The following is a 17,090-nucleotide window of genomic DNA, read 5'->3' on the forward strand; positions in this document are numbered from 1 at the left end:
GCCCACCATCACCGCATGCATGTTCGGGTTTCGCTTGTCGCAGCAGCCCGTAGTTCCTCGCTGCTCGCCGAGCGCTTCGACGACGACCGCCCGCTGGACGGGGTCGGCTGGCGGACGGTGGAGTCCGCCGCGCAGGGCCTCGTACCCCTGGGCGCGGCCGAGTTGCGCTACTGCTCGCCCACCCCGCGCAGCCGGGCCACGGGCGAGGCCCTCGGGTACGCGCCGCTGGCCCAGCCGGCGCTGCGCGAGTGCGACATGGGCCGCTGGCGGGGGCTGACCCTCGCCGAGGTCACCGCACAGGAGCCCGAAGCCGTCGACCAGTGGCTCAGCGACCCGCGGGCCGCCCCGCACGGGGGCGAGTCGCTGCTCGCCTTCATCTCCCGGATCGGCGGATGGCTCGACACCCGGCCGGCCGACGACGGCGGCGCGATCGTGGCGGTGGCGGAACCCTCGGTGGTCCGGGCCGCTCTGGTCTACGCCCTGAACGCGCCCCCGCTGACCTACTGGAACGTGGACGTCCGGCCCCTGTCGACGGTGACCCTCACGGGCTGCCCCGGCCGGTGGCACCTCTGCCTGCAGGCCCCCGCGTGAAGACCGCGTGACATCCGGCCCGGCCCCGCCCCGACGGCGGCCGGGCCGCCACCGTCCCGCCCGCCTGCCCGCCGCCGTCTCGTCGACGGGACCCCGCTCACGGCACCGGACCGCCCAGCACGGTCCAACTGCGGGACCGGCTCCCTGCGTCACCGGCGCAATCGGCGCCGCGGCGGGGGCTTTCCTGCTACACATCTTCCGGAGGGGCGCCGGCGCGTCCTCGTTCTCCGGGAGGCCCTTCCGCCGAGATCCACGACATTGCATAAACGTGCAGCGGTACGTATAGTCATGCCATCGATGAGGAGGGTCCGATGGTGGTACGTGTAGCGGTGGCCGGAGCGAGCGGGTACGCGGGCGGAGAAGTCCTGCGCCTGCTGCTCTCGCACCCCGAGGTGGAGATCGGCGCCCTGACCGGCAACTCCAACGCCGGACAGCTCCTCGGCTCCCTGCAACCGCACCTCGTGCCGCTCGCCGGGCGCACCCTGGAGGCGACCACCCCGCAGGCCCTCGCCGGCCACGACGTCGTCTTCCTCGCCCTCCCGCACGGCCAGTCCGCCGCCGTCGCCGCCCAGCTCGGGGACGACGTCCTCGTCGTCGACATGGGCGCCGACCACCGGCTCAAGGACGCGGCCGACTGGGACAGGTTCTACGGCGCCCCGCACGCCGGCACCTGGCCCTACGGCCTCCCCGAACTCCCCGGCGCCCGCGCCGCGCTGGAGGGCACCAAGCGGATCGCCGTCCCCGGCTGCTTCCCCACCGCCGTCTCCCTCGCCCTCTACCCGGCCTACCAGGCCCAGCTCGCCGAGCCCGAGGCCGTGATCGTCGCCGCCACCGGCACCTCCGGCGCGGGCAAGGCGCTCAAGCCGCACCTGCTCGGCGCCGAGGTCATGGGCAACGTGACCCCGTACGGCGTGGGCGGCGGCCACCGGCACACGCCCGAGATGGTGCAGAACCTCAGCCCGCTCGCGGGCGAACGGGTCTGCGTCTCCTTCACGCCGACCCTCGTGCCCATGGCCCGCGGCATCCTCGCCACCTGCTCGGCCAAGGCCCGCCCCGGCACCACGGCCGAGTCGCTGCGCGCGGCCTACGAGAAGGCGTACGCGGACGAGCCCTTCGTCCACCTGCTGCCCGAGGGCCGGATGCCGTCCACCAAGTCCGTCCACGGCTCCAACGCCGTCCACGTCCAGGTCGTCCACGACGAGTCCGCCCGGCGGATCATCGCCGTCAGCGCCATCGACAACCTCACCAAGGGCACCGCCGGCGGTGCGGTGCAGAGCATGAACATCGCCCTCGGGCTCCCCGAGCAGCTCGGGCTTTCCACGATTGGAGTCGCGCCGTGAGTGTTACGGCTGCACAGGGATTCGCGGCGGCGGGCATCGCCGCCGGGATCAAGGCCAACGGCAACCCGGACCTGGCCCTCGTGGTCAATAACGGGCCGCGCCTGGCCGCCGCCGGCGTCTTCACCTCCAACCGCGTCAAGGCCGCGCCCGTCCACTGGTCCGAGCAGGTCCTGCGCGGCGGCACCGTCAGCGCCGTGGTCCTCAACTCCGGCGGCGCCAACGCCTGCACCGGCCCCAAGGGCTTCCAGGACACCCACGCCACGGCGGAGAAGGTCGCCGCCACCCTCAACGCGATCGGTCTCGGCGCGGAGCACAACGCCGGCGAGGTCGCCGTCGCCTCCACCGGACTGATCGGCGTCCTGCTCCCCATGGACAAGCTGCTCCCCGGCATCGAGACCGCCGCCGCGGCCCTGTCCGAGGACGGCGGCGAGGCCGCCGCCATCGCCATCAAGACCACCGACACCGTGCACAAGACCGCCACCGTCACCCAGGGGGGCTGGACGGTCGGCGGCATGGCCAAGGGCGCGGGCATGCTCGCCCCGGGCCTGGCCACCATGCTCGTCGTCCTCACCACCGACGCCGACGTGGAGGGTGCCACCCTCGACAAGGCGCTGCGCTCCGCCACCCGCACCACCTTCGACCGGGTCGACTCCGACGGCTGCATGTCCACCAACGACACGGTGCTGCTGCTCGCCTCCGGGGCCTCCGGCCAGGTCCCCGCGTACGCGGACTTCGCCGACGCCGTGCGCAAGGTCTGCGACGACCTCGCCCGCCAGCTGATCGGCGACGCCGAGGGCGCCAGCAAGGACATCCGCATCGAGGTCATCGGCGCGGCCACCGAGGACGACGCCGTCGAGGTCGGCCGCTCCATCGCCCGCAACAACCTGCTCAAGTGCGCCATCCACGGCGAGGACCCGAACTGGGGCCGCGTGCTGTCCGCGATCGGCACCACCGGGGCCGCCTTCGACCCGGACCGGCTGAACGTCGCCATCAACGGCGTGTGGGTCTGCAAGAACGGCTCGGTCGGCGAGGACCGCGACCTCGTCTCCATGAAGGACCGCGAGGTCCGCATCACCGCGGACCTCTCCACCGGCGCTGAATCGGCCGTCATCTGGGCCAACGACCTCACCGCCGAGTACGTCCACGAGAACAGCGCCTACTCCTCATGAGCGACGAGAAGGCCGGACAGCCCGGCACCTCCGGCGGCACCGCCCGCAAGCACACCGCCCTGCCCAAGGCCCAGATCCTCATCGAGGCCCTGCCCTGGCTCCGGCGCCACAACGGCAAGGTCGTCGTCATCAAGTTCGGCGGCAACGCCATGATCGACGAGGACCTCAAGGCCGCCTTCGCCCAGGACGTGGTCTTCCTGCACCAGGCCGGCCTCAAGCCGGTCGTCGTGCACGGCGGCGGCCCGCAGATCAACGCCCAGCTCGACAAGCAGGGCCTGGTCAGCGAGTTCAAGGCCGGCCTGCGCGTGACGACCCCGGAGGCCATGGACGTCGTACGGATGGTCCTGGCGGGCCAGGTCCAGCGCGAGCTGGTCGGACTGCTCAACCAGCACGGGCCGCTCGCCGTCGGCATGACCGGCGAGGACGCCCGCACCATCACCGCGACCAAGCACAGCCCGGAGATCGACGGCGAGCTCATCGACATCGGCCGGGTCGGCGAGATCATCGACGTCGACACCGGCGCCATCGAGGCGCTGCTGGCCGACGGCCGGATCCCGGTCATCTCCTCCATCGCGCGCAGCGCCGACGACCACCACGTCTACAACGTCAACGCCGACACGGCGGCCGCGGCCCTCGCGGCCTCCCTCGGCGCCGAGACGCTGATGGTCCTCACCGACGTCGAGGGCCTCTACGCCGACTGGCCGAACAGCGACGAGGTCATCAGCAAGCTCACCGTCGGCGAGCTGGAGAAGCTCCTGCCCGAGCTGTCCAGCGGCATGGTGCCCAAGATGGAGGGCTGCCTGCACGCCGTGCGCAGCGGCGTCGGCACCGCCCGCGTCCTCGACGGACGGATCCCGCACTCGATCCTGCTGGAGATCTTCACGGACTCCGGCATCGGCACGATGGTCGTGCCCGACCAGCAGCCAGGGGGAGCAGCATGACGCAGGGCACCGGCAACCAGGAGTACGGCGCACGGTGGCAGGGGGCGCTGGCCGACAACTACGGCACGCCCGCCGTCGCCCTCGTGCGCGGCAGCGGCGCCCAGGTGTGGGACGCCGACGGCAAGCAGTACACCGACTTCGTCGGCGGCATCGCCGTCAACGCCCTCGGCCACGCCCACCCGGCGATCGTGACGGCCGTGACCGAGCAGATCTCCACCCTCGGCCACGTCTCCAACCTCTTCATCTCCGAGCCGGTCGTCGCCCTCGGCGAGCGGCTGCTCCAGCTCTTCGGCCGCCCCGGCAAGGTCTTCTTCTGCAACTCCGGCGCCGAGAGCATCGAGGCCGCCTTCAAGATCGGCCGGCTGACCGGGCGGACCCACATGGTCGCCACCGACGGCGGCTTCCACGGCCGCACCATGGGCGCCCTCGCGCTCACCGGCCAGCCGAAGAAGCAGGAGCCCTTCCTGCCCCTGCCCGGCGACGTCACCCACGTCCCCTACGGCGACGTCGAGGCCCTGCGGGCCGCCGTCACCGAGGAGACCGCACTCGTCGTCATCGAGCCGATCCAGGGCGAGAACGGCGTCGTCGTGCCCCCGGCCGGATACCTGACCGCCGCCCGCGAGATCACCCGGGCCACCGGCACCCTGCTGGTCCTCGACGAGGTCCAGACCGGCATCGGCCGCTGCGGCCAGTGGTTCGAGCACCAGGCCCACGAGGGCGTCGAGCCCGACATCGTCACCCTGGCCAAGGGGCTCGGCGGCGGCCTGCCCATCGGCGCCGTGGTCGCCTTCGGGCCCACCGGCGACCTGCTCCGGCCCGGCCAGCACGGCACCACCTTCGGCGGGAACCCGGTCGCCTGCGCCGCGGGCCTCGCCGTCATCGACACCATCGCCGCCGACGACCTGCTCGACCGGGTCAAGGCGCGGGGGGAGCGGCTGCGCTCGGGCATCGAGTCCTCGGGGCACCCACTGGTGTCCCACGTCCGCGGCGCCGGACTGCTGCTGGGTATCGTGCTGACCGAGCCGCTCGCACCCAAGGTGCAGCAGGCGGCTCAGGACGCCGGCTTCCTGGTCAACGCGCCCGCCCCCGACGTCGTACGGCTCATGCCCCCGTACGTGCTCACCGAGGCCGAGGCGGACGCGTTCGTACGGGCCCTGCCCGGCATCCTTGACGCAGCAGGCGGGGACGGATCCGGAGAATGAGACGACGATGACCCAGGCGCAGGACAACGAGCACGGCGGACAGGCCGTCCCGCAGACCCGCACCGCGCGGCACCGCCGGATCGTGGACATCCTCAACCGGCAGCCGGTCCGCTCCCAGAGCCAGCTGGCGAAGCTGCTCGCCGACGACGGGCTGAGCGTCACCCAGGCGACGCTCTCCCGCGACCTCGACGAGCTGGGCGCGGTGAAGATCCGCAACACCGGCGGCGAGCTGATCTACGCCGTGCCCAGCGAGGGCGGTTTCCGCACCCCGCAGGCGCCTCTCGGCGAATCCGCGAAGGAGGAGCGCATGCGGCGCCTCTCCGGGGAACTGCTGATCTCCGCCGAGGCCTCGGCGAACCTCGTGGTCCTGCGCACGCCGCCGGGCGCCGCGCAGTTCCTCGCCTCGGCCATCGACCAGGCCGAACTCCGCGAGATCCTCGGCACGATCGCCGGTGACGACACCCTGATGCTGATCAGCCGGGACCCGGCGGGCGGCCAGGCCCTCGCCGACCACCTCCTGCGGCTGGCGCAGAAGGAGGGCTGAGCCGGGGCGGGGCGCGGGCAGAGCCGGCGGGGAGAGCCGGGGCGCCGGAAATCCCGGTGCTGCGGCGGCGTCCGCCGACATAGCCTCCGGGCGTGCGCCAATTCGCCCTCGCCGTACTGGTTTCCGCCGTGACCGCAGCCGTCTACGGGCCCGTCGCCCTGCTGTGGTGGCGCCGCGCGCGGGTCCGCGGCCGGACGCTCCGGCTGGTCGCCGCCGTCGAGCTGGAGCCGTACCACGCCGCCCAGTTGCGGCAGGAGGCGACCGAGGCGGCCGCCGCCGAACTCGTCCTCGACGGGTACCTCCGGATCGACGGGGAGGGCGCCGCGTTCCTGACCGGGCGGGGCCGCGACCCCGCCCGGACACCCGCCCACCCGCTGCCCGCCGCCCTGCTGGAGGCCGTACGCCGGCACGATCCGCAGCCCGTGTCGATCGGCTGGATCGACCGGAGCGACGAGGAGTACCGGCAGCGCCGCAGCGCGTACCGGAGCGAACGGGACGCGGCGCTGCCCGTGCTCCCGCGGATGCCCGACGGGCCGGGGAACCTCTTCCTGACCTGCGTCACCTGTGCGGGCATCGCCCTGGTGATGCTGTTCTGGCTCCTCGCGGGCGCGCTGCTGGTGACCGGTCGCCCGCAGGGCCTGCGGGAGGGGGCCCTCACCGTGGTGGCCGCCCTCGGCCTGGCGGCGCTGCCGCTGGCCGCGAAGGCCGCAGGGGCGGTCCGGGAGCGCACGGACCCCGGCGACCCGCTGGGCGACATGGTGCGCTCCGCGCCGCACCCGGCCCTCGCGGCGCTGGACGAGGAGCGGCGCACGCTGGTGCTGCGGAGCGGCGCCGACCTCGACACGTGGCGCGGCGCCGACACGGTCGTCCACGAAGAGGCCGACGAGGGGGCCGACGACGAGGACGACGCGTGGCTGGACGACAAGGTCTGGTGGGAGGACGCGTACGAGTACCGGGCCTCCGACGAGCACGAGCACGACCGCGCGGACCAGGACCAGGACGGGCCTGACGCCGCGCCCGGCGCCGCCGCCCCTAGTAGCGGGTGATCGCGAGCGGCCCCTCCTGCGTGCCGATCGCGATGTGCGGGCGCCGGTCCGGGTCCGCCCAGCGCAGCAGCGCCCGCATGTCCCGCTCGGGCACCGACACGCAACCGGCCGTCGCACCCTTGCCGTTGACGTGCAGGAAGATCCCGGCTCCCCGTCCGCGCACCGGCCGGTCGTAGTTGAAGGCGATCAGCAGCGCGTGCGCGTACTGCTTCTCGTAGGTGACCAGGTGCTCGGCCTCGCCCGGCGCGCAGTCCGCGGGCAGCGGCTCCACCCAGCGGTTGTACGCGGCCGAGGCGTTGTCCTGGCACCACCAGGAGTCCGCGGTCACCCGCCGGTAGCCGTACTGCGTCCCGGCCGGCGCCCGCCGGATCCCGAAGGCGTACGGCAGCGCGTACAGGCCCGTCGGGGTGGTGCTCGTGCCCTGGGTACGGGTCGCGCCCTCGGTCAGGCCGTTCGCCCCGAACCGGGCGGGCGCGCTCCCGGCCTCGTACCAGCGCCCCGCCCGCCGGTCCCACCAGGTCAGGCGGCCGGTCGTGGATCCCGGCGCGGGCGCGACGGCGGTGATCAGCTGACTGCCGCCGCCGGTGTCGGCGAGACGGGCGGGCAGGGGCCCGGACGAGGACCCGGCCCCGTGCGGGAGCAGGGTCGTGACGATCAGTGAGCCCGTGACGAGAGCGGTACGCAGCACATGTCAGACGGTACGGGCAGGAAGGGGCAGGGGCAGTGCAGGCAGGCCGTCGAGGCTCGTCGCGATGTGCTCCTTCTTCTCGCAGTACTCGGCGAACTCCTCGTCCGTCTTGCGGGCGAGGTACTCCGAATGGAGGGTGCGTTCGCCCTGGTACTCCATGAACGGCACGGCGTAGCCGCACACGTCGGCGATCCGCCGGGCGCGCACGAGGACGATCGCCCGCGCGCCGGGCCCGTCGGCCTCACCGAACAGGCCGATCAGCCCGGGCCAGCGCGGGTCGTCGCGGAAGACGGCCTCGCCCTCGCCGTGGATGCGGACGATGTTCGGGGGACCGCTGAAGGCGCACCACATGAGGGTGATCCGGCCGTTCTCGCGGAGGTGGGCGATGGTCTCGGCGCCGCTGCCGCCGAAGTCCAGGTAGGCGAGCCGCTGTTCGTCGATGACGACGAGGGTCCCGGCGCGGCCCTTGGGGGACAGGTTGACATGGCCGTCACCCGAGAGCGGGGCGGTCGCGGTGAAGAAGACAGGCTGCTCCTCGATGAACGTGCGCAGTCTGCCGTCTATGCGTTCGTAGAGCTTTCCCATGAGCAGATTATCTGCCCACGATCGTGGTGAGAGCCGCAGGATTTCAGCTCGTGAGGCCCAACCGGCCGCGCCGCAGGCCCAGTCCGTAGTCGTCGAAGAGCTTCGCGGACCGCTTCAGCAGGGCCGCCAGCTCCGCCCTGTCCGCCTCCCCGTCGAACCGGGCCGGGTGCCACGGGCAGGCGTACACCGCCGCCCGCGCCGTCGCGCGCGTCCTCGGGTGCCAGTCGTCGATCAGCGCGACAGCCGCCCGCAGTGCGTGGATCCCGCCCCGGGCGCGCAGCAGCCGGAAGGCGGCGCGCCGGACGTGCAGCGGGCCGCGGACGTCCAGCCGCTCGGCGAGGTACGAGGGGTCCAGGCGCCGGACCACCGGGAGCAGGGCCAGGCTCGCCTCGCGGGCCACGGACGGCGCCGGGTCGTCCAGCAGCGCGAGCAGGACGGAGTCCTCCACGACGGCCTCCCGGCGCCGCAGCCCGGCCAGTGCGGCGGCCCGGACCGGGCCGACCGGGTGTGCCACGAGCCCGCGCAGCAGATCCGTGTCCTCCTCCCGGCCGCACTCGGCGAGTCCCGCCACGGCGTACGGGGACGGCCCGGCGGGGTCGCGGACCAGCCAGCGGTAGTGCCCGTGGGCGTCGCCGCCGTCCTGGCCGACCAGCCAGCGGGCGCACGCGCGGACGAGCCCGGAGCCGTCGGCGAGGTACCGCGTTCCTTCGGCGGCGCGGCCGGCCCGGCGCAGCGCGGTGACCCCGGCGGCGCGCACGGCCGGGATCCGGGCGCCGGTCAGGACGTCGATCACCGCGTCCGCCTCGGATCCGGGGGCGGCCAGGGCGGCGTCGGTCCAGAGCGCGGCCGTCGCCGGGTCGGGCTCGGCGGCGGCCCGCCGGGCGCACTCCAGGGCGTCGGCCCGGCCGGGGCCGGTGAGGGCCAGCCGGACGGCGAACTGCCGTGCCTGCCGGTCGGGGCCGTCCAGCAGTCCTGCGAGGACGTGGGCCGTCGTGCCGCCCGATGCCGTCGCACCGCCCGGCGCAGTCGCACCGCCCGGTGCCGCCGTGCCGCCCGATGCCGTCGGCGGTCCGGGCAGGTGCCACCACGGCGGGGCGGCCGCGGCCTGCCGCAGCAGCGCCTCCTCGAACCGCTCCAGGACCCAGTCGCCCCGGTGGCGCCGGCCGAGCCGCAGCGCGAGCGGGGTCACCGCACGCAGGGTGGCCTCCGGGCGGGTGCGCAGCGTGCGCTCCATGAGGGTGCGGGCCCGGTCCCGTACGGGCGCGGCCCGGTCGGTGGTCAGGACGGCGACCAGTTCCACGGGGGCGTCGGGCTCGGCGAGGGCGGCCTCGCGGATCCACCCGCTCGGGTGGCAGAGGCGCAGCGCCGGGGGAGCCGGCACCGGCGGCCGCCGCCCTCCGTGGGCGCGGCTGCGGACCTGCTCCGCGAAGGCGAGCCAGACGTCCGGCCCGGCACCCGGCGGCGGCGCCGCGGCCGCGCACCCGTCCAGCAGCTCCTCCGCCAGGGCTCGCCCCGCCGCGGCATCGCTTCCGGCTCCCGTGCCGCGTTCTGTGCGGTGCATCCGTCGCCACCCCTCCCGAAGACCTTCGGGGCCCGATCGTAGGCGGCGGTCACGCCCCGTGCCCGGAATATCCGCCCTGGTCACGCGCCTGCCACCCGCCCACGATTGACGAAACATACGGAGCAATGCATAGTTATGCCTGTCGTCGGACGCACCGCAGGGAGAAGCCCCGTGACCGAGCGCGACCCGGCCTGACCCTCCGCCGCACAGCCCGCACGAAGACGGCCTCCCCGTTACCTCCGCGGCGGGGAGGCCGTTGCACATCCATACATGCAGTCTTGAGGAGCAGTAGCTGTGAGCAGCAACAACGCTGGTGACGTCCGGCTCTGGGGCGGCCGGTTCGCCGACGGTCCCGCCGAGGCCCTCGCGAAGCTGTCCGCGTCGGTCCACTTCGACTGGCGCCTCGCGCCCTACGACATCGCCGGCTCGCGTGCCCACGCCCGCGTGCTGCACACGGCCGGACTGCTCACGGCCGACGAGCTCGAGCGCATGATCGCCGGCCTGGACCGGCTGGAGGCGGACGTCGCCGACGGCTCCTTCACCGGCACCATCGCCGACGAGGACGTGCACACCGCGCTGGAGCGGGGCCTGCTGGAACGGCTCGGCGCCGACCTCGGCGGCAAGCTGCGGGCCGGCCGGTCCCGCAACGACCAGGTGGCCACCCTCTTCCGGATGTACCTGCGCGACCACGCCCGGATCATCGGGGGCCTGATCGCCGACCTCCAGGACGCGCTGGTCGGCCTCGCCGAGAGCCACGCGGACGTGGCGATGCCGGGCCGCACCCACCTGCAGCACGCGCAGCCGGTGCTCTTCGCCCACCACGTACTGGCCCACGTGCAGTCCCTGTCCCGGGACGCGGAGCGGCTGCGGCAGTGGGACACGCGGACGGCCGTCTCGCCGTACGGCTCGGGCGCGCTGGCCGGTTCCTCACTGGGCCTGGACCCGGAGGCGGTCGCCGCGGAGCTGGGCTTCGAGCGGGGTTCGGTGGGCAACTCGATCGACGGCACGGCCTCGCGCGACTTCGTCGCCGAGTTCGCCTTCGTCACCGCGATGATCGGGATCAACCTGTCCCGGATCGCCGAGGAGATCATCATCTGGAACACGAAGGAGTTCTCCTTCGTGACGCTGCACGACGCCTTCTCCACCGGCTCGTCGATCATGCCGCAGAAGAAGAACCCGGACATCGCGGAGCTGGCGCGCGGCAAGTCCGGCCGTCTCATCGGCAACCTGACCGGTCTGCTCGCCACCCTCAAGGCGCTGCCCCTGGCCTACAACCGGGACCTCCAGGAGGACAAGGAGCCCGTCTTCGACTCCTGCGACACCCTCGAGGTCCTGCTGCCGGCCTTCACCGGCATGATGGCCACGCTCACCGTCAACCGGGAGCGGATGGAGGAGCTGGCTCCGGCCGGCTTCTCGCTCGCCACCGACATCGCGGAGTGGCTGGTCAAGCAGGGCGTGCCGTTCCGCGTGGCGCACGAGGTGGCCGGCGAGTGCGTCAAGGAGTGCGAGGCGCTCGGCATCGAGCTGGACGAGCTGACGGACGAGCAGTTCGCGAAGATCTCGGAGCACCTGACCCCCGAGGTCCGCACCGTCCTCAACGTCAAGGGCGCGCTCGCCTCCCGCAAGGGCCGCGGCGGCACCGCCCCCTCGGCGGTGGCGGTCCAGCTCAACGAGCTGAAGGCCGACCTGGTCATCCAGCACGCCTGGGCCGTCCACAAGCAGTAGACGGCCCCCACCGCTTCCGCCGCCCTGCGGCCCGCACGCCCGTGGGACCCGGACCCCGGGTCCGGGCCTGTACGTCCGCACGCGGCGGAATGCCCGGAGGGGCGGCAGGAGCCCTGTGCTCCCGCTGCCCCTCCGGCGCGTCCGGCGTCCTGCGCCCGGTGTCCGGCGCCTGATCAGTCGAGCGGGTGGTCCGGCTCCCAGTTCGTCAGGACGCAGCCCTCGACCTTGGACTTCTCCAGCCGGTAGCCCGCCGGGGCGGAGAAGCCGGGAACGCAGTTCAGGTACAGGAACTGCAGCTGGTAGAGGCCGCGCCGGGACGACGGGCTGTTGGTCTCGACGGCGATGTTCTCCCCGACGAGCAGCCGGCTCGCGGTCTCCTTCAGCCTGCCGTCGTCCTTGTAGTCGGCCAACTGGGCCGCCTTGGCCTTCGTCTGGAGCAGCTTCATGTCCACGACGGTGTCGAGCCAGCTCAGGTCGCGGGCGCGCTGCGCCCCGGCGGGCTCCCCGCACAGGGCGCGCCCCGACAGGCCCCACTCCAGGACGCTGCCCGTGACCACCGGCGCGTAGTCGATCGACTCGATCGCGACGGCACCGGGATCGGTCGAGAAGTGCTTCTCGCAGTCGAGGCTGCTGCCCACGAGGGTCCGGAGCTCGGCCATGCTGCCGGCGCGGGGGAGCCCCAGGCTGCCCGTCGTGGGCTGGCCCGGCTTCTCGCCCCCGCCCGCCGGGTCCTGCGGGGTCTCCAGGTTCGGGCTGCCGGATCCGTCCTGGGAGCCGACGAAGTCGCTGAGGTTGCAGTGCTCCACCAGCGGGTCCTGCCGCTTGTAGCCCTTGGGGACGGGGGCGCCCGGGTTGCAGGTCAGGACCCGCAGGTCGGAGCGGACCAGCGCGAGCGCCGTCCTGGTGCTGGTCGGGACCGCGACGAAGCCCTCGCCGATCAGGATCCGGCTCTCCATCCCGTAGGAGCCGTCACCGCCGTCCATCCGGTCCAGGACGTACTTCTTGTAGCCCTCCTGGAACTGCTTCATGTCCGCCGGTACGGCGATGGCGATCTCGCCCTGGCGGACCTTGTCGCTGCAGACGCCCAGCTCCTTCACCGACCACTGCCCGGCCTTGGGGAAGTCGCCCTTGGGCATCCGGGGGTCGTCGGGCCTGTCGCTCAGGTCGTCGCAGTTGGCGAACTGCCGCAGGTACTGCTGGGCCTTGACGAGCGGGCCCGTCCCGGCGGCGGCCGCGGACGGCGACGAGGCCGGCGGGCCCGGCTGCCCGCCCTCCTCGCACGCGGGGAGGGTGGCCAGACAGCACAGGGTGGCGGTCGCGGCGAGGATCCGCTTCAGGCGCATGGGTCGCTTTCGTCCGTACGGGGAGGGGGGCATGCGCATGCTAAGTCGCGGCCGGATCATGATCAAAACCCCCGCCCGTGGTGGCCGTCGGCCACCGCTCGTCACGCCGCCCAGTCCGCCAGGGCGTCGAAGTCCTCGCGGACCAGGCCGATCCGCTCGTCGATGCGCATCAGCAGGGTCCGCGCCGGGTGGCGCTGGTCGACGTACTCGCGGTCCATCGCCGTGATGTCGTCGTCGATCCAGGCGAAGGGCCGCTCGCCCGCGTACGGAAGGATGTACTGGGTCTTCCAGAAGGTGCCGCGCGGCGCCCGGCCGTGCATCACCGGCCAGTCGATGAACGGGAGCCGGGGCAGCCCCAGGTGCGGGCCTATCCAGTCGTTGGCCTCGTCCTTCCAGGTGGTCGCCCAGACCAGTTCGTACGCGTCCGCGAGCGCGAGCAGCTCCGCACCGTGGCCGTGGTTCAGCCAGACCCGCAGCGGCTTCGCGCTCTCCTTCTCGCTCCAGCCCGTCGGTCGCATCCGGTGGGTGGAATACCCCTCGGGGCGGCGCTGCGGCCGGGCCGCGTAGGGGTTCAGCGGTCCGTCGACGTCGATCAGTAGCAGTGGCTTCATCCCGGCAGGATTCCCTTCCGGCCGCCCGGAGGCAGCCCGTTTTTCCAAAGAATGAGACGCGCATGTCTCAATTGGGGTATGTTTGTCTCATGGCCATGGATCGTGACCAGGTGCTCCGCGACGCGGCCGCCCTGCTCTCCCGCAAATCGACCGCCACGATGGACGAGGTCGCCCGCGCCGCCGGAATCGGCCGCGCGACCCTCCACCGGCACTTCGCCGGGCGCGACGCCCTCGTGCGCGCCCTCGAAGACCTAGGGATCCGCGAATTCGAAGTGGCATTCGACAACGCCCGCCTCGACGAGGACACGGCGGTGGAGGCGCTCCGGCGCCTCGTCGCCGAGGCCGAGCCCAACGCCCAGCTCCTGGCCTTCCTCGTCACCGAGAACCAGCTGTTCGAGGGCGACGAGGTCAACGAGGGCTGGGCCCGGCTGGACGCCCGCGTGATCGCCCTCTTCCGGCGCGGTCAGGAAGAGGGCGACATCCGCATCGACCTGAGCCCCGCCTGGCTCACCGAGGCCCTGTACGGCCTCATCGGCAGCTGTGCCTGGGCCGTCATGGACGGCCGGGTCGCCGCCAAGGACTTCCAATACATGATCATCGAGCTGCTGCTCGGTGGCGCCCGACGGAGTGTGGAGAAATGAGCCGTACCGAACAGCTGATACGTCAGACGGGGGTGGAGGAGAAGAGCCGCGGCCGCTGGCTCGCGCTCTCCGTGCTCGTCCTGGCCGTGCTGCTCGTCGCGGTCGACGCCACGGTCCTCGGCCTCGCCACGCCCTCCCTCAGCGAAGACCTCAAGCCGTCCGGCACCCAGCTGCTGTGGATCGGCGACATCTACTCCTTCGTCATCGCCGGACTCCTGGTGTCCATGGGCTCCCTCGGCGACCGGATCGGACGCAAGAAGCTGCTCCTCGTCGGCGCCACCGCCTTCGGCGCCGTCTCGGTCCTGAACGCCTACGCCACCAGCCCCGAGATGATGATCGTCGCCCGCGCCCTGCTCGGCGTGGCCGGCGCCACCCTGATGCCGTCCACCCTGGCGCTGATCCGCAACATCTTCACCGACCCCAGGGAGCGCAGCCTCGCCATCGGCATCTGGGGCGCCACCGCCTCGGCCGGCGCGGCCGTCGGCCCCGTCGTCGGCGGAGCCCTCCTGCAGCACTTCTGGTGGGGCTCGGTCTTCCTCATCAACCTCCCCGTGATGATCGCCCTGGTCCTCGTCGGAATCAAGCTCCTTCCCGAGTCCAAGAACCCGGTCGCCGGTCCCTGGGACCTGCTCAGCGTGGGCCTCTCCCTCGTCGGCGTCATCGGCGTGGTCTACGCCGTCAAGGAAGCCGCCACGCACGGCTTGACCTGGGAGGTCGCGGTCGCCGCGATCCTCGGCGCGGGCGCCCTGTACGGCTTCGTCCGCCGCCAGTTCACCCTGCCGTCCCCGCTGCTCGACATGCGGCTCTTCCGGCACCGCGGCTTCTCCGGCGCGGTCCTCGCCGACCTGCTCACCGTCTTCGGCCTGTCCGGACTGGTCTTCTTCCTCTCCCAGTTCCTCCAGCTCGTCCAGGGCCGCGGCCCGCTGGAGGCCGGCCTGGCCGAACTGCCCGCCGCCATCGGCGCCGTGGTCACCGGCCTGGTCGCGGGCCGCTACGCCCGCCGGTACTCGGTGCGCTCCGTCGTCACCGGCGGCCTCGCCGCCATCGGCGCCGCCCTGGCCGTCCTGACCGTGATCCACAAGGAGAGCGGCTACCCGCTGCTCGGCGCGGCCCTGCTCGTCGTCGGCCTCGGCGCCGGCTTCTCCTTCACCGTCACCGCCGACGTGATCCTCTCCAGCGTGCCCAAGGAGCAGGCCGGATCGGCCTCCGCCGTCTCCGAGACGGCGTACGAGCTCGGCGCCGCCCTCGGCATCGCCCTGCTCGGCTCCATCGTCACCGGCGTCTACCAGTCCTTCACCGCCCCGGCCTCCGTGAGCGGACCGGTGGCCGACGCCGCGCACGAGTCCCTCGGGGGCGCCGTGGAGGCCGCAAAGACGCTGGACCCGCAGACCGCCGCCCACATGGTCGGCGCCGCCCAGGACGCCTTCGTCGACGGCCTGCGCCTCGCCTCCGGAGTCGGCGCGGCCGTACTGCTGGCCACCGCCGCGGCCGCCTGGTTCCTGCTCCGGGGCCAGCGGCTCCAGGACGGCGTCGAACACTGACCTTCGCCGCACCAAGGGGCGGTGTCCCGGACCGAGTTGACAGTCCGTCGAACCCGGGACACCATCCCCGCGATGGAGATCAACGATCTGACCCCGGCCGAGCGCCGCGTCTGGGAGGCCTTCCCGCGCGGCGACGGAATCGACTTCCGCGAGCACCCCGAGGACAGCTCCGTCGACGGCGCCGGCTGGGGCCCCGACCGCACCCTGCGGGCCGAGGTGCTGCGCGCCCTGCTGCTGGGCGCCGCCCCCGCCGCCGAGGGCCGGGTCGCCGGGCTCAAGATCAAGGGCGCGAGGATCGTCGGCAAGCTCGACCTGCGCTACGCGGTGGTCGACCACCCGATCCGGATGCGCGACTGCTGGTTCGAACGCAAGCCGCTCCTGTACGGAGCCCAGCTCAAGGCCCTCGTCCTCGGCTACTCCACCCTGCCGGGGCTCACCGCGTCCACCCTGCGCGTCGAAGTCGTCCTGCGGCTCTCCTGCTGCCGGATCAGCGGCCCCGTCCGGCTCCAGGGCGCCAAGATATCCGGCGGCCTCTTCCTCCAGGGCGCGGTGGTCGGCCCCACGTCGGGCGAGGAGGCGGACGAACCCCCGCTCCAGCTCAACCACGCCGAGGTCGGCACCGACATCATCGCCAACGACCTGACCGTCCACGGCCAGTTCCGCCTCAACGGAGCCGTCGTCGGCGGCCAGGTCAGCCTCGACAACGCCCGCCTGCTCACCCCGGGCGGCATCGCCCTGCACGCCGAGACCCTGTCCGTCGGCACGGACCTGCGGGCCCACCGACTGGAGGCCCGCGGCATGGTCAACCTCACCGGTGCCCGGATACCCGGCCAGCTCAACCTGGCCCGCGCGGTCTTCGCCAACCCGGGCGGAACCGCCCTGCGCGCCTCCAGCTGCACCATCGGCGAGGTGTGGCTGCGCCGCTGCGACCGCATCCAGGGCATGGTCAACCTGCGTCGCTCCCACGTCGACATGCTGCACATATCGCCCGAGACCTGGCCCGATCAGATCCGCATCGACGGCCTGACCTACCGCACGCTGGCCCCGCACCTGCCCGCCGAGGAGCGGTTGCCCGCGCTGGAGCGCGAGGAGTCGGGCTACCTCCCGTACGCCTACGAACAGCTGGCGGCGGCCTACCGTACGGCGGGCGACGAGGCGGCCGCCCGTACCGTCCAGCTCGCCAAGCTGCGCAGGCACCGCCGCACCCTGCCCCGGCACACCCGCCTGTGGGGGCTCCTGCAGGACGCGACCGTCGGCTACGGCTTCCGCCCGCTGCGCGCGGCGGGGTGGCTGACGGCGCTGCTGCTCACCGGGGCGATCGCGTTCGCGCTGCAGCCGCCGCGCCCGCTCAAGCAGGGCGAGGCGCCGGACTTCAACGCCGTCTTCTACACCATCGACCTGATGCTGCCGATCATCGGATTCGGCCAGGAACAGGCCTTCGCGCCGAGCGGCTGGCACCAGTGGCTGTCGTACCTGCTGATCGTGACCGGCTGGATCCTCGCCACCACGACGGCGGCGGGCGTCAGCCGGTCACTGCGGCGACAGTGAGGACCGCGGGGGAG

16 protein-coding genes are annotated in these 17,090 nt (G+C 73.1%); 11 read left to right on the forward strand and 5 right to left on the reverse strand.

Translation table 11 applies throughout. The features are described from left to right. Positions 1-15 precede the first annotated feature (15 nt). The 7 genes from AB0O53_RS30750 to AB0O53_RS30780 all read left to right on the forward strand — a co-directional run bounded on the left by AB0O53_RS30750 (position 16) and on the right by AB0O53_RS30780 (position 6,833). The gene (locus AB0O53_RS30750) at positions 16-591 is read left to right on the forward strand and encodes a histidine phosphatase family protein (RefSeq protein WP_350998123.1); all 576 of its coding nucleotides are present in this window, start codon (positions 16-18) and stop codon (positions 589-591) included. A gap of 311 nt (positions 592-902) precedes the next feature. Continuing rightward, positions 903-1,931: an N-acetyl-gamma-glutamyl-phosphate reductase gene (argC, locus tag AB0O53_RS30755; protein ID WP_350998120.1), complete on the forward strand. Its 1,029-nt coding sequence runs from the start codon at positions 903-905 to the stop codon at positions 1,929-1,931. Beyond that, positions 1,928-3,100: a bifunctional glutamate N-acetyltransferase/amino-acid acetyltransferase ArgJ gene (argJ, locus tag AB0O53_RS30760; protein ID WP_365200005.1), complete on the forward strand. Its 1,173-nt coding sequence runs from the start codon at positions 1,928-1,930 to the stop codon at positions 3,098-3,100. Before argC ends, argJ begins: the two co-directional genes overlap by 4 nt. After that, positions 3,097-4,041 (forward strand): acetylglutamate kinase, encoded by a 945-nt coding sequence (argB, locus tag AB0O53_RS30765; protein ID WP_350998115.1) that lies wholly within the window; start codon positions 3,097-3,099, stop codon positions 4,039-4,041. The genes argJ and argB overlap by 4 nt, the downstream gene beginning before the upstream one ends. Next, the gene (locus AB0O53_RS30770; RefSeq protein ID WP_350998113.1) at positions 4,038-5,243 is read left to right on the forward strand and encodes an acetylornithine transaminase; all 1,206 of its coding nucleotides are present in this window, start codon (positions 4,038-4,040) and stop codon (positions 5,241-5,243) included. The genes argB and AB0O53_RS30770 overlap by 4 nt, the downstream gene beginning before the upstream one ends. A gap of 7 nt (positions 5,244-5,250) precedes the next feature. Further along, positions 5,251-5,787 carry an arginine repressor gene (locus tag AB0O53_RS30775; protein ID WP_350998110.1) on the forward strand — a complete coding sequence of 179 codons (537 nt, stop codon included), beginning with the start codon at positions 5,251-5,253 and terminating at the stop codon, positions 5,785-5,787. 92 nt (positions 5,788-5,879) lie between these two features. After that, positions 5,880-6,833 carry a hypothetical protein gene (locus AB0O53_RS30780; protein ID WP_365200009.1) on the forward strand — a complete coding sequence of 318 codons (954 nt, stop codon included), beginning with the start codon at positions 5,880-5,882 and terminating at the stop codon, positions 6,831-6,833. On the opposite strand, the gene AB0O53_RS30785 is transcribed toward AB0O53_RS30780, so the two are convergent. From AB0O53_RS30785 to AB0O53_RS30795, 3 genes are read right to left on the reverse strand one after another with little or no spacing between them, the layout of a single operon-like run. Further along, positions 6,820-7,518: a L,D-transpeptidase family protein gene (locus AB0O53_RS30785; RefSeq protein WP_350998440.1), complete on the reverse strand. Its 699-nt coding sequence runs from the start codon at positions 7,516-7,518 to the stop codon at positions 6,820-6,822. The genes AB0O53_RS30780 and AB0O53_RS30785 overlap by 14 nt on opposite strands. Positions 7,519-7,524: 6 nt before the next feature. Next, positions 7,525-8,106: a pyridoxamine 5'-phosphate oxidase family protein gene (locus AB0O53_RS30790; protein ID WP_350998104.1), complete on the reverse strand. Its 582-nt coding sequence runs from the start codon at positions 8,104-8,106 to the stop codon at positions 7,525-7,527. A 43-nt stretch (positions 8,107-8,149) separates the two neighbouring features. Then, complete coding sequence (locus tag AB0O53_RS30795; RefSeq protein WP_365200013.1) at positions 8,150-9,667, reverse strand: hypothetical protein; 1,518 nt, start codon at positions 9,665-9,667, stop codon at positions 8,150-8,152. Positions 9,668-9,961: 294 nt separating this feature from the next. Between AB0O53_RS30795 and argH the strand changes: the two genes are divergently transcribed. Then, a complete protein-coding gene (gene argH / locus AB0O53_RS30800) occupies positions 9,962-11,392 on the forward strand; it encodes an argininosuccinate lyase (protein ID WP_350998098.1) in 1,431 nt (476 codons plus the stop codon). Between the two features lie 173 nt (positions 11,393-11,565). Here the strand turns inward: argH and AB0O53_RS30805 are convergent, their stop codons facing one another. Together AB0O53_RS30805 and AB0O53_RS30810 are read right to left on the reverse strand one after the other, a co-directional pair. Beyond that, positions 11,566-12,735, reverse strand: coding sequence for a hypothetical protein (locus AB0O53_RS30805; RefSeq protein WP_365200016.1), 1,170 nt, complete (start codon positions 12,733-12,735; stop codon positions 11,566-11,568). A gap of 101 nt (positions 12,736-12,836) precedes the next feature. After that, positions 12,837-13,346 carry an HAD domain-containing protein gene (locus tag AB0O53_RS30810; RefSeq protein WP_350998092.1) on the reverse strand — a complete coding sequence of 170 codons (510 nt, stop codon included), beginning with the start codon at positions 13,344-13,346 and terminating at the stop codon, positions 12,837-12,839. Positions 13,347-13,435: 89 nt separating this feature from the next. Here AB0O53_RS30810 and AB0O53_RS30815 point away from each other — a divergent pair, with 89 nt between their 5' ends. The 3 genes from AB0O53_RS30815 to AB0O53_RS30825 all read left to right on the forward strand — a co-directional run bounded on the left by AB0O53_RS30815 (position 13,436) and on the right by AB0O53_RS30825 (position 17,076). Continuing rightward, positions 13,436-13,987 (forward strand): TetR/AcrR family transcriptional regulator, encoded by a 552-nt coding sequence (locus AB0O53_RS30815; RefSeq protein WP_365200019.1) that lies wholly within the window; start codon positions 13,436-13,438, stop codon positions 13,985-13,987. Next, positions 13,984-15,528 (forward strand): MFS transporter, encoded by a 1,545-nt coding sequence (locus AB0O53_RS30820; protein ID WP_350998086.1) that lies wholly within the window; start codon positions 13,984-13,986, stop codon positions 15,526-15,528. Before AB0O53_RS30815 ends, AB0O53_RS30820 begins: the two co-directional genes overlap by 4 nt. A gap of 72 nt (positions 15,529-15,600) precedes the next feature. Continuing rightward, positions 15,601-17,076, forward strand: a complete 1,476-nt coding sequence (locus AB0O53_RS30825; protein ID WP_350998083.1) for a membrane-associated oxidoreductase — start codon at positions 15,601-15,603, stop codon at positions 17,074-17,076. The last annotated feature ends 14 nt before the right edge of the window (positions 17,077-17,090 follow it).

The sequence above is a fragment of the Streptomyces erythrochromogenes genome (assembly GCF_040684695.1).
Lineage (GTDB): Bacteria > Actinomycetota > Actinomycetes > Streptomycetales > Streptomycetaceae > Streptomyces > Streptomyces erythrochromogenes_C.

Excerpts from the sequence above, each read along its gene's own strand:
- AB0O53_RS30750 (WP_350998123.1), top strand. The coding sequence starts at position 16 with ATGCATGTTCGGGTTTCGCTTGTCGCAGCAGCCCGTAGTTCCTCGCTG.
- argC (WP_350998120.1), top strand. The coding sequence starts at position 903 with ATGGTGGTACGTGTAGCGGTGGCCGGAGCGAGCGGGTACGCGGGCGGA.
- argB (WP_350998115.1), top strand. The coding sequence starts at position 3,097 with ATGAGCGACGAGAAGGCCGGACAGCCCGGCACCTCCGGCGGCACCGCC.
- AB0O53_RS30770 (WP_350998113.1), top strand. The coding sequence starts at position 4,038 with ATGACGCAGGGCACCGGCAACCAGGAGTACGGCGCACGGTGGCAGGGG.
- AB0O53_RS30775 (WP_350998110.1), top strand. The coding sequence starts at position 5,251 with ATGACCCAGGCGCAGGACAACGAGCACGGCGGACAGGCCGTCCCGCAG.
- AB0O53_RS30790 (WP_350998104.1), bottom strand. The coding sequence starts at position 8,106 with ATGGGAAAGCTCTACGAACGCATAGACGGCAGACTGCGCACGTTCATC.
- AB0O53_RS30795 (WP_365200013.1), bottom strand. The coding sequence starts at position 9,667 with ATGCACCGCACAGAACGCGGCACGGGAGCCGGAAGCGATGCCGCGGCG.
- AB0O53_RS30805 (WP_365200016.1), bottom strand. The coding sequence starts at position 12,735 with ATGCGCCTGAAGCGGATCCTCGCCGCGACCGCCACCCTGTGCTGTCTG.
- AB0O53_RS30810 (WP_350998092.1), bottom strand. The coding sequence starts at position 13,346 with ATGAAGCCACTGCTACTGATCGACGTCGACGGACCGCTGAACCCCTAC.
- AB0O53_RS30815 (WP_365200019.1), top strand. The coding sequence starts at position 13,436 with ATGGCCATGGATCGTGACCAGGTGCTCCGCGACGCGGCCGCCCTGCTC.
- AB0O53_RS30820 (WP_350998086.1), top strand. The coding sequence starts at position 13,984 with ATGAGCCGTACCGAACAGCTGATACGTCAGACGGGGGTGGAGGAGAAG.
- AB0O53_RS30825 (WP_350998083.1), top strand. The coding sequence starts at position 15,601 with ATGGAGATCAACGATCTGACCCCGGCCGAGCGCCGCGTCTGGGAGGCC.